Source organism: Methylobacterium sp. E-046, assembly GCF_022829625.1.
In the GTDB taxonomy this organism is placed as follows: domain Bacteria; phylum Pseudomonadota; class Alphaproteobacteria; order Rhizobiales; family Beijerinckiaceae; genus Methylobacterium; species Methylobacterium longum.
Window position 1 is genome coordinate 78471 of sequence record NZ_JAKSYP010000290.1, and the last position, 11455, is coordinate 89925.

An 11455-nucleotide genomic window follows, 5' to 3' on the forward strand; every position below is an offset into this window, starting at 1 on the left:
TGCGCCTACCGGAAACTGGGCGTTCCTTAACCGCAAGCAAGAGTGGCGTGTCTGCACAGTCAGGACGGATCGAACCGTTTGCCGACCTTGGCGGTTTCTGGCGACGGCGCGGCCTTCGTGCCGGCCCGGATCCGCTGGACTCGGACGGGTGCTCACACGGGAGAGAAACGATGCGACCCTGGCCGATCCTGGTCCTCCTCGCGGCGCTGCTCGGCGGGCTGGCGAGCGCACCGGCACGCGCGGCGCCCCTTCCGGTCCCGGCGACCGCCGAGGCGGCGGCGCCCGCCCCCGCGATCCAGCAGGCCCGCTGGCACTACCGGCGCCACTGGCACCGGCATCACCATTGGCGGCGTCACTGGCATCACCGCCGGCACTATTGGCATCGGCGGCACCATTATCACCGGCACCACTATCGGCGGCATCACTGGCACCGCCGTCACTTCCAGCGGCACTACGTCGGGCACAGCCCCCGTTTCGGCCATCGGCACGTGACGTTCTACTGAGCGACGGGAGCCGCGTCCCGACCGGATCCGGCCGGGACGCGGCCTTGCGGGCGGCCTTGGAAAACCTTATTTAACCGTCTGATATCACTGCTCTTCCGCAAGGCCGTGGCGGCGCATGGCGCGTCGCTTGGCCGCCGCGAGCACCGCCCGTCCGGGCCTCAGAACGGAAATCGACTTGGCCGAGAACGCTCCGACTGGCGCAGCCCCGCCCGCCAGCGACATCCGCCCCGTCTCCATCACCGACGAGATGCGCCGCTCCTACCTCGATTACGCGATGAGCGTGATCGTGAGCCGGGCGCTTCCCGATGCCCGGGACGGGCTCAAGCCGGTGCACCGGCGCATCCTCTACTCCGCCTTCGAGTCGGGACATCTGCCCGAGCGGAAATACGTCAAGTCGGCGCGCATCGTCGGCGACGTGATCGGCCTCTACCACCCGCACGGCGACCAATCGATCTACGACGCCTTGGTGCGGATGGCGCAGGACTTCTCCATGCGCCTGATGCTCATCGACGGGCAGGGCAATTTCGGTTCGGTGGACGGCGATCCGCCGGCCGCGATGCGCTACACCGAATCGCGGCTGGCCAAGCCCGCCACCGCGCTGCTCACCGACATCGACAAGAACACCGTCGATTTCGGGCCCAACTACGACGAGTCGCGCGAGGAGCCGACCGTCCTCCCGGCCCGCTTCCCGAACCTGCTGGTCAACGGCGCCGGCGGCATCGCGGTGGGCATGGCCACCAACATCCCGCCGCACAATCTCGGCGAGCTGATCGACGCCTGCGTGGCGCTGATCGACGAGCCCGGCCTCACCATCGAGCAGCTCACCGAGATCGTACCGGGCCCCGACTTCCCGACCGGCGGCATGATCCTCGGACGGGCCGGCACCCGGCAGGCCTACGCGACGGGCCGCGGCTCGGTGATCATGCGCGCCAAGTCGCATGTCGAGGAGCTGCGCAAGGAGCGCGAGGCGCTGATCTTCACCGAGATCCCCTATCAGGTGAACAAGGCGACCCTCGTCGAGAAGATCGCCGAGCTGGTGAAGGAGAAGCGCGTCGAGGGCATCTCAGACCTGCGCGACGAGTCCGACCGCTCGGGCATGCGCATCGTCGTCGAGATCAAGCGCGACGCCATGGCGGATGTCGTGCTGAACCAGCTCTACCGGTTCACGCCCCTGCAATCCTCCTTCGGCTGCAACATGGTGGCGCTGAACGGCGGCCGCCCCGAGCTGATGAACCTGAAGGACCTGCTCCAGGCCTTCGTCGACTTCCGCGAGGAGGTCGTCTCCCGGCGCACCAAGTTCCTCCTCGGCAAGGCCCGCGAGCGCGCCCACGTCTTGTGCGGGCTGGCCATCGCGGTCGCCAACATCGACGAGGTGATCCGGCTGATCCGCACCTCGCCGGACCCGAACACGGCCCGCGAGGCCCTGATGGACCGCGACTGGCCGGCCCACGACATCGCGCCGCTGATCGCGCTGGTCGACGACCCGCGCCACCGGGTCGCCGAGGACGGCACCTACCGTCTGTCCGAGACCCAGGCCCGCGCCATCCTCGACCTGCGCCTGCAGCGCCTCACGGCCCTCGGCCGCGACGAGGTCGGCGACGAGCTGAAGACGCTCGCCGACGAGATCGCCGACTACCTGGACATCCTGCGCTCGCGGGAGCGGATCCAGGGGATCGTGAAGCACGAGCTCGCGGAGGTGCGCGCGCTGTTCGCCACGCCGCGCCGGACCGAGATCGTCGACTTCGACGGCAGCGTCGAGGACGAGGACCTGATCGCCCGCGAAGACATGGTGGTGACCGTGTCGCACGCGGGCTACGTCAAGCGCGTGCCGCTCTCGACCTACCGGGCCCAGCGGCGCGGGGGGAAGGGCCGCTCCGGCATGGCGACCCGGGACGAGGATTTCGTCACCCGCCTGTTCGTGGCCAACACCCACACGCCGGTGCTGTTCTTCTCCAGCCAGGGCCAGGCCTACAAGGAGAAGGTCTGGCGCCTGCCGATGGCCGCCCCGAACGCCCGCGGCAAGGCGCTGGTGAACATCCTGCAGCTGCAGGACACCTCCGAGCGCATCACCACGATCATGCCGCTGCCCGAGGACGAGGCGTCCTGGGAGACCCTCGACGTGATGTTCGCGACGGCGAGCGGCAACGTCCGGCGCAACAAGCTGTCGGACTTCGTCCAGGTGAACCGCAACGGCAAGATCGCCATGAAGCTCGATCCGGGCGACCACATCGTCCACGTCGAGATCTGCCGGCCGGAGCAGAACGTGCTGCTGACCACGGCGCTCGGCCAGTGCATCCGCTTCCCCGTCGAGGACGTGCGCGTCTTCAAGGGCCGCGACTCGACCGGCGTACGCGGCATCCAGCTCGCCAAGGACGACCGGGTCATCTCGATGACGATCCTGAACGCCTTCGACGCCACCGCCGAGGAGCGGGTCGGCTATCTGAAGATGCGCCGCGCGGTGACCGGCGAGGCGGAGGAGGGTGGCGAGGTTGAGGCCGAGGACGGCGCCGAGGCGGCCGCGATTTCGCCGGAGCGCTACGCCGAGATGGGGGCGGCCGAGCAGTACGTGCTCACCCTGTCGGAGCGGGGCTTCGGCAAGCGCTCCTCGTCCTTCGAGTACCGGACCTCGGGCCGGGGCGGAAAGGGCATCACGGCGATGCGGGTCAATGCCCGCAACGGCAGCCTCATCGCCTCCTTCCCGGTGGAGGCCTCCGACCAGATCATGCTGGTGACCGACGGCGGTCAGCTGATCCGCGTGCCGGTGGACGACATCCGCATCGTCGGCCGGGCCTCGCAGGGTGTGACGGTGTTCAACACCGCCAAGGACGAGAAGGTCGTCTCGGTGGAGCACATCGAAGGCGAGGATGAGAGCGGCGTGGAAGGCGGCGACGAGGCCGTCGCGGAGGCCTGAGGCGCCGCCGCGCGGCCCCGGCGGCGCGCCGCCCCGCGGCGGGCCGCGTGCCCGTCCCCGGGGCGCGCCCGGCGGCGGCGGCCGGGGAAGGCATAGGCTTCCCTCCGCGCCCCCCTGTCGCGGACCGGTTCGGCGCACCCGAACCCGACCGGAAAGTCGGCACACGATGCGGCGCCCAGCGACTCGGCGCCGCGCGGTTCCGCGGCGTCACCCGTGACGGCGCAGCCGGCTGGCGAAGAAGCCGTCGAGGCCGCCGCGGGCGCCCGGGACCTCGGGGAGGTGGCACGGCAGGGTGCGCAGGTCGCCGTTGCCGTCGATCAGCGCGGCGACGCCGCCGACCTCCTCGGGCCGGATCGGGACGCGGGTGAACCCCGCCTCGCGGGCCAGGAACGCCGCGATCTGCGCCTCGCCCTCCTCCGGCTCCAGCGAGCAGGTGCAGTAGACCAGCAGGCCGCCCGGTCGGACCAGCGCGGCCGCGTGGTCCAGGAGCCGGGCCTGGAGCCCGGCGAGGCGGGCGATGTCGGCCTCCGCCTTGATCCAGGCGACGTCCGGGTGGCGCCGGATCGTGCCGGTGGCGGAGCAGGGCGCGTCGAGCAGGACGGCGTCGTGGTCCTGCGGCACCAGCGCGAAGGCGTCGGCCACCAAGATCTCCACAGCGAGGCCGAGCCGCGCGACGTTCTCGCGCAGGCGCTCCAGCCGCGGCGCGGAACGGTCGACGACGGTCACGCGGGCGCCGGCAGCGGCGAGCTGCAGGGTCTTGCCGCCGGGGGCCGCACAGAGGTCGAGCACGCGGGTGCCCGGCTCGGGTGCCAGGAGCCGGGCCGGAAGCGCCGCGGCGGCGTCCTGCACCCACCACGCGCCCTCTTGGAAGCCGGGCAGTTCGGGGATCGCCGGCCCGTTCTCGGGCAGCCGGAGGGAGCCGGTGGGCAGCGTCACGGCACCGAGCCGCGCGGCCCAGTCGGCCCCGTCACCGCGCGGCGTCAGGTCGATCGCCGCACCCGCGAGATGGGCCTGCGCGATCAGGCCGGCCTGCTCCGGCCCATAGGCCGCGCTCCACCGGCGGGCGAGCCAGTCCGGCGTGTTGACCGTGAGCGCGTCGGCATCCTCGGCCAGGATCGCGTCGCGCTCCCGGGCGACCCGGCGCAGCACCGCGTTGACGAGGCCCGCGAGGTGCGCGGTACGGGTGTCCGCCTTGGCGAGCCGCACCGCGAGGTCGACCGCCGCGTGGTCCGGGACCGCGAGATCGAGGATCTGCGCCGTCGCCGTGGCGAGCAGCGCCGTGAGCTGCGGCTTGGCGGCGGGAAGGCCTTGCTCCAGCCGCCGGCCGAGCGCCGCGCGGATCAGCCCGTAGCGCCGGAAGGTCGCCACCGCGATGGCCCGCGCCAGGGCCGCGTCGGCGGGTGCCAGCGATGCGGAGCGGGTCGCCTGCGCGACGGCGTCGTCCAGGGCCGGCGGGCGCTCCTGCCCGATCAGGGCGGCGACCGCCTGCAACGCGGCGCGGCGCGCGCCCAAGCCCGCGGTCTCTGGGCCCGCCTCTGCGACCGGCCCGCCCGTCGAAGCGACGACCCGCCTGTTGCGACCTTTGTCCCGCGATGCCACTTCTGCTCCGGAGCCGAATTCCTGACGGCTCACGCCCTCACACCCGAGCGAGCGCGATGCAAGACCCCAACAGACCTGACCGGGACGATCCCGGGGCCGCCCCGCGTCCCTTGAGCCCCGCGGCACAGCGTGCCCTGGCCGAGGCGGCCGAACGCCGCGCCGCCATCGACGCCCATGCGGCCGCGATCAGCGCCAAGCCCGAGCGCCTGGGCCGCGGCGGCCTCGAGCCGGTGCGCTACGACGACTGGGAGGTGAAGGGCCTCGCGGTCGACTTCTGAGGGTCAATCGGCGCGGATGCCGGGGCGCTCGCGCCCCGCTCCGTCCTCCCCCTCATCCTCCCGTCGTCGCCCTGATTTCCAGACGCCGGAGCGTCCTGGAGGCCTCGAAGGCGGCCTCGAACTGCCTCCTTCGCGCCTGCTGCGCCGCATCCCGGGAAGCGGGCGGGAGCGGGTAGGCCCGGGAGTGGTCGAACGCCGGTCCTTCTACTCGGCCGGGAAACCGCCATGGGTTCGGAGCGGCGCCTCCCGCTCGGACTCTGCGGCGGCGCCGCCGAAGCGCCGGTACCAGAGGCCGGTCAGGATCGGGACGAGGATCGAGGTGACGATGATGCAGATCGTCACCAGCACCGTCGCCGTCTGCGCCGCCGGGGCGAATTGCGGGGCCACGGCGGCGATCGCCAGCGGGTTGGCGGCCGCCGCGCCGGCCGTGGATGCGGCCGCGAGCCCCGCCGTCCCGGTGCCGCCGCCGATGGTTCGATCGGCCAGGATCAGCGGGATGCCGGTCAGCACGATCACCGCCAGCGCCAGAACGACACCGAGCCCGGCGAGCGGCGAGAGCAGGTTGTTGAGATCGACCGTGTTGCCGAGCGCGAAGGCGAAGAACGGGATCATCAATTGGCCGCCCGGGGCGAACAGCGCCCGCAGCTTGGGGTCGAGGTTGCCCAGCGCGAAGCCGACGAGGAACGGCAGCACCGCGCCGACGAAGATCTGCGGCTCGAAATGCGCCGCCCCAGAGGCGCCGAGGATGATCATGCTCATCAGCGGGCCCGACTCGATCGAGGTCAGGATGAAGGCGCCAGCCTCCTCCCGGCTGCCGTAGGTCTGCATCAGCGAGGCGTAGAGGCCCCCGTTCGTCATATCCATCGCGCAGACGAGCGCCAGGATCGACAATCCGGCGAAGAAGCCGGTCTGGATCCCCTCGGGGGGGATGAACAGCGACGCGACCATCACGATCGCCCAGGCCGCCAGGAGCTTCGTCAGCACCAGCGTGCCGGATTTGCGCAGGACCGTGCCGGTCGCGCCGAGGCGCAGCGACGCGCCCATGCAGAAGAACCATACGGCGAGGATCGGGATCACGCCGGTCATGATCCCCTGCGTGAAGCCCTTGAAGTAGGCCGGGGCGCCCGGCGCGAACGTCTTGCACAGGGCGCCGAGCAGGAGCGGCACCAGCATCAGCCCGCCGGGAATCCTGTCGATCGCCGCCTTGATCCGCATCGTGCGCCCCCCAACCGTCCGGCGTCTCGCCGACGCTCCGGATCCCCGAGGGCGTCGTGCCGGTCCGCGCCTCTGTCGGGCACCGTGGTGGACCGGTGTGGCATCCTGTCGTGGGCCCTCGCCGGGCGTCAAGCGCCGCTCCGGGGGCGGAACGGCCGCCCCGCGACACCGTTGGCCCGGTTCATCCAGCGAGGTTCGAGATGGCGACGAAAGTTTCGGCACGGGGCGCGGCCGAAGGGCCGCACGGCGAGATCACCCTGGCCCGCGGCGAGCGGCTCGGGATGCGGATGTGGCGGGGCGAGGAGCCGAACGCCGACAAGCCGATGACCACCTCGGCCCACGAGACCGTGGGTTACGTGATCAGCGGCCGGGCGGAACTGGTGGTGGGGACCGAGACCGTGGCCCTCGCGGCCGGCGATTCGTACAGCGTGCCGGCCGGCGTCGAACACACCTACCGGATCCTGGAGACCTTCACGGCCGTCGAGGCGACGGCCCCGCCGGCCTGAACGGGCGTCAGTGGGTCATGTAGACCTGCGTGCCCACGTCGACCCGTCCGTAGAGGTCGACCACGTCCTGGTTGTACATGCGGATGCAGCCATACGACGCGTAGGTGCCCACCGAACTCGGGCGGTTGGTGCCGTGGATCGCGTATTCGCCGCCCGCCAGGGTCATGGCCGCCGCGCCCATCGGGTTGTGCGGCGAGCCGCCCGCGATGAGGTTCGGCAGGCGCGGGTTGTCGCGCCTCACTTCGGCCGGCGGTGACCAAGCGGGGGCGACGTACTTGCCGTCGATGCTCGCCGTGCCGAACCATTGCTTGCCGGGCCGGCCCACCGCCACGGGATAGCGGATCGCCGTCCCGTCGCCGTTGACCAGGTAGAGCTTGCGCTGCGACACGCTGATCACGACCGAGCCAGGCGCGACGCCGTTCTGGAAGGCCACGACCTCGCGCGCCTGAGTGGGTCCCAAACAACCGGCCAGCATCGCGCCGGCCCATCCGAATAAAGCCGCCATCCGACCCGACATCACCTGTTCCTCGACAAGCAAGACCCTCTGCGGCCAAGTAATCCACGGCCGCGCTTGTCGTTCCAGGAAAAGCTATGGTTGACGGGGGCTGGGTCCCCGAAACTGTCGGGCACGGTAAAAGAGCATCGTAAACCAGATGATCGGGGACGCGTCGCCGCCCGCAAGTCTGAGCCGGGCCGCGCTCAGCGCTCGACGAGGGTGCAGCCGCGCGTGTCTTCCGCCTGCCAGCCGTGGCGTTCCAGCTCGGGGTCGCTGTGTTCCTCCACGGGTTGGCCCACGCAGAGATAGGCCACGAGCCGCCACGCCGGCGGCACCGCCAGGATCGCGGTCACCGAATCGGGTTCCAGGATCGACACCCAGCCGACGCCCAGCCCCCGGGCCCGCGCCGCCAGCCAGAAACACTGCACGGCCCCGACGACCGAGTAGGCCAGCGTCTCCGGCATGCTCGCCCGCCCGAGGCCGAGGCCGGTCTCGGTTGCCCCATCGCAGAAGGCCGCCAGATGAACCGGCGCCTCGTGCAGGCCGGCAAGCTTGAGGGTCCGGTAACGGGCGGCCCGCTCCGCGTCGTAGCCGGACGCCGCCGCGGCGTTGCAGCGGGCGAAGCTCTCGGCCACGGCCGCCCGCCGGCCGTGATCCGAGACCCGGACGAAGCGCCAGGGGCGGCTGTTGCCCACGGACGGCGCCCGGTGGGCCGCGGCCAGGCAGGCGCGCAGGACCTCCTCGTCCACCGGATCGGTCCGGAAGCGACGCACGTCCCGGCGCCACGCGAACAGCGCGTCGAGGTCGTGCACGAAGGCGTCGTCGAAGGCGGGCGGGCCCATGATGACGGCATACCCGCATCCCGGTGCGAACCGGAACCAGAAAAAAGGCCGCCCGGAGGGGCGGCCTGAAGTCCTTGGGTCTCGAAACCTCGGAGTGCCGGATCCTGGGATCCCGAAGGGCGACCGCGGGCTGGGGAGCTGGGTTGCGGGCGCCGACCGGGCAGGGCCCGGCGAGGTTCAGACAATGTTGTGACCCGGCAACGCGGCCCGGCAAAGGCGCGAATGGGGCGGAAGCGTGTTTTTTGTCGCTTGCGCGTGTCTCGGACGACACGCTCGGACCGCATGCCCGGACGATGCGGACCTCACCCACCCCCGCCCTTGCGGGCCGCTGCGGCGAAGCCCATCATCCGGCAAAGGATCGATGCACGGGAGCGATGATGACCGAACGGACGAGCGCCGGGTCGAGGCCCGACGAGGCGGCAGGGCATGTCATCCCCTTCCCAGCCCGCGCGGCTCCTCCGCAGGTCGCCTTCAACCGGGACGAACTGCGCACGATCTTCAATCTCTACGGCCGGCAGGTCGCCGCCGGCGAGTGGCGCGACTACGCCCTGGATTTCCGCCGGGACAAGGCGGTGTTCTCGATCTACCGCCGCGCCTCCGAGATGCCGCTCTACCGGATCGAGAAGGACCCGAAGCTGGCCCGCCGTCAGGGCGCCTTCGCGGTGATCGCCGCGAGCGGCCAGATCCTGAAGCGCGGCGCCGACCTGGCCCGGGTGATCGCCGTGCTGGAGCCGGCACCCAGGGCGGTCTGATCGGCTGGGCCCCTCACTCCAGGCTCAGCGCGCGGACGGTGGCGGCGATCTCGGCCCGGATCTCCATCGGGAGGGGCCGGATTGGCAGCGGCGGCGCGGCCCGGCACAGGCTCATGTGATCGGCCAGGGCGTAGACCACCCGCAGGCTGGAATGCGCCCTGAACAGCGCCCAGAGGGGCTCGAGCCCGGCATTCAGGGTGCGCGCCTGCGCGGTATCGCCCGCCGCGACGGCCCGCACGATCGCCAGGCAGGCCCGCGGGAACAGGCCCGCCGCCACGCTGAACCACGCCGCGCCGCCCGCGATCAGGGATTCGGTGACGTTCCAGTCGCCGCTGAAGCCGAGGGGAACATCCGGCGGAACCGCCTCGCGCAGCGCGGCGAGGTTGGCCGCCGCGGCCGCGGGTTCCGGCGCCGGGCACTTCGCCGCCACGATGCCGGGCAGGCGCGTGATCCGGCCGATCAAAGCCGGTGAGAACCGGAAATGCGTGGTGGCGGGATTGTCGTACAGGACCAGGGGCAGCCCGCCGGCCTCGGCCACGGTCTCGAAATGCGCGACGACCTCATCGTCCGTGAGCGGCGTGTACGAGACGGGCGCGAGGAGACCCATATCGGCCCCAGCCGCACGCGCGTCCTGCGCCAGCCGGACCGCGTCGTCGGTCCGCAGGGCGCCGATGCCGACCAGTAGCGGCACCCGCCCGCCCACGGCCTCGGCAGCGATCGTCACGGCCCGGCGACGCTCCTCCCGCGTCAGATAGGCATAGGTCCCCGTACTGCCGAGGAGACCGATAGAATCGACGCCGGCCTTCACCAGCGGCGCGAGCAACCGGCGCAGACCGTCGGCGTCGATGCGGCCCGCCGCATCGCTCGGCGTGATCGGGAAGGCGGCGAGGCCGGTGATTCGGGGCATGGCGCCAGCGTAGCCTATCCCGGCGCGTCGGCGCGGCCAAAAAAAAGCCCCGGCGGTTTCCCGCCGGGGCTCTTCGGTTCGCAGTTCGGGCTGGCGGTTAGCGGCGGTCGCCGATCAGGCTCAGCAGGAACTGGAACATGTTGATGAAGTCCAGGTAGAGCGTCAGGGCGCCGTTCACCGACATCTTGGCCGCCATCTCACCGTCGAAGCCGCCGTAGAGATACATCTCCTTGAGCTTCTGCGTGTCGTAGGCGGTCAGGCCCGCGAAGATCAGCACACCCAGCACCGAGATGGCGAACTGGAGCGCCGAGGAGGCGAAGAAGATGTTCACCAGCGACGCGAGGATGATGCCGATCAGGCCCATCATCAGGAACGAGCCCATGCCCGACAGGCTGCGCCGGGTGGTGTAGCCCCAGAGGCTGAGCGAGCCGAAGGCCGCCGCCGTGATGAAGAACACCTGAACCACGCTGCCACCGGTGAAGACCAGCAGGAGCGAGGACAGCGAGGCGCCCATCACCGCCGCGAAGGCCCAGAACATCGTCCGCGCCGACGAGGCGGACATCCGGTCCATGCGCATGGAGAAGACGAAGATGAACGCCAGCGGGGCGAGCATCAGAACCCACTTCAGCGGGCTGAGGTAGAGCGTCTGACCGAAGGGGGTCAGGACCGGACGCGTGCCTTGGTAGGCCGCCACGGAGGCCATGTTCAGGCCGAGCGCGACGAGGCCCGAGATACCGAGGCCGACGACCATGTTGTTGTAGACGCCGAGCATGAAGGTCCGCAGGCCCTGGTCGACTTCGACCTGGGTACCGGCGTAGCCGGCGGGCTGCTGGGCGCCATACCGGAAGGGACTGTTCTCGAATGCCATGGGAGTTTCCTTGCGGAGGCTCTCTCAGCGTGGTGTTCGGTCGAGGCCCACGCAGGACCTCTGGCGCCGGACTGGCGCCTCGGTCAGGAATATGTTGCGCCCCGGTCCCCGACACAAGTCCCCGGCCACGGTTGAGACGGCGCTTTTCGGCGTCCGGACGATGTAATTTTGTCCATGCGGCCACGGATTAAAATGCATTCCCGGTCGTCCGGCCGGGCGTTTGACTAGCGGTTGCGCCGGGGCGACCGCCGCGAAATCTTGGCAGCTTCCGAATGCCGAGTCGTACGGCCGCACACCGCTCTCCGGCATCCGCGCGAGAACCGTCCCATGGCAGCGATCCGGGTCGGGCCGAGCGACGCCAGTGGCCCGGCAGTGGGTCATGCCGCCCCCCCGTGGAAGCCCTGGCCGGTTCCGGGCGGGGTCAGTCCGCCTGCTCGGATCGCGACCCGGCCGTTGCCCGCCTTCTCCCCGGTGCGCCGAGCGTGATCGTCCGTCGGACCTGCGGTGGCGCACGACCCGATCCGGGCGCGCCCGGTCCTACCGCCGCCGCGTGGCCTGTCGGGATCGGAGGCGCGTCG

At 71.1% G+C, this 11455-nt stretch carries 11 protein-coding genes; 5 read left to right on the plus strand and 6 right to left on the minus strand.

Going from position 1 to position 11455, the window contains the following annotated elements:
* Positions 1–170 precede the first annotated feature (170 nt).
* On the plus strand, positions 171–503 hold the full coding sequence (locus MKK82_RS32025; protein ID WP_238284582.1) for a hypothetical protein: 333 nt from the start codon (positions 171–173) through the stop codon (positions 501–503).
* 175 nt (positions 504–678) lie between these two features.
* Positions 679–3414, plus strand: coding sequence for a DNA gyrase subunit A (gene gyrA / locus MKK82_RS32030; protein WP_238284583.1), 2736 nt, complete (start codon positions 679–681; stop codon positions 3412–3414).
* A 207-nt stretch (positions 3415–3621) separates the two neighbouring features.
* Here gyrA and MKK82_RS32035 read toward each other — a convergent pair whose 3' ends face one another.
* The gene (locus tag MKK82_RS32035; RefSeq protein WP_243987968.1) at positions 3622–4926 is read right to left on the minus strand and encodes an RsmB/NOP family class I SAM-dependent RNA methyltransferase; all 1305 of its coding nucleotides are present in this window, start codon (positions 4924–4926) and stop codon (positions 3622–3624) included.
* A gap of 143 nt (positions 4927–5069) precedes the next feature.
* On the opposite strand from MKK82_RS32035, the gene MKK82_RS32040 reads away from it, so the two are divergent.
* A complete protein-coding gene (locus MKK82_RS32040) occupies positions 5070–5291 on the plus strand; it encodes a DUF1674 domain-containing protein (protein WP_238284585.1) in 222 nt (73 codons plus the stop codon).
* Between the two features lie 204 nt (positions 5292–5495).
* Here the strand turns inward: MKK82_RS32040 and MKK82_RS32045 are convergent, their stop codons facing one another.
* Complete coding sequence (locus MKK82_RS32045) at positions 5496–6506, minus strand: 2-keto-3-deoxygluconate permease (RefSeq protein ID WP_238284586.1); 1011 nt, start codon at positions 6504–6506, stop codon at positions 5496–5498.
* A 200-nt stretch (positions 6507–6706) separates the two neighbouring features.
* On the opposite strand from MKK82_RS32045, the gene MKK82_RS32050 reads away from it, so the two are divergent.
* Positions 6707–7012: a cupin domain-containing protein gene (locus tag MKK82_RS32050; RefSeq protein WP_238284587.1), complete on the plus strand. Its 306-nt coding sequence runs from the start codon at positions 6707–6709 to the stop codon at positions 7010–7012.
* 7 nt (positions 7013–7019) lie between these two features.
* Here the strand turns inward: MKK82_RS32050 and MKK82_RS32055 are convergent, their stop codons facing one another.
* Entirely contained in the window at positions 7020–7529 is a 510-nt protein-coding gene (locus MKK82_RS32055) for a L,D-transpeptidase (RefSeq protein ID WP_373323236.1), read from the minus strand.
* Positions 7530–7711: 182 nt separating this feature from the next.
* The gene (gene bluB / locus MKK82_RS32060; RefSeq protein WP_238284589.1) at positions 7712–8350 is read right to left on the minus strand and encodes a 5,6-dimethylbenzimidazole synthase; all 639 of its coding nucleotides are present in this window, start codon (positions 8348–8350) and stop codon (positions 7712–7714) included.
* A gap of 377 nt (positions 8351–8727) precedes the next feature.
* Here bluB and MKK82_RS32065 point away from each other — a divergent pair, with 377 nt between their 5' ends.
* Positions 8728–9102, plus strand: coding sequence for a DUF2794 domain-containing protein (locus MKK82_RS32065; RefSeq protein ID WP_238284590.1), 375 nt, complete (start codon positions 8728–8730; stop codon positions 9100–9102).
* 13 nt (positions 9103–9115) lie between these two features.
* On the opposite strand, the gene MKK82_RS32070 is transcribed toward MKK82_RS32065, so the two are convergent.
* Entirely contained in the window at positions 9116–10009 is an 894-nt protein-coding gene (locus MKK82_RS32070) for a dihydrodipicolinate synthase family protein (protein WP_238284591.1), read from the minus strand.
* Between the two features lie 97 nt (positions 10010–10106).
* Entirely contained in the window at positions 10107–10877 is a 771-nt protein-coding gene (locus MKK82_RS32075) for a Bax inhibitor-1/YccA family protein (protein ID WP_238284592.1), read from the minus strand.
* Between the last annotated feature and the right edge of the window lie 578 nt (positions 10878–11455).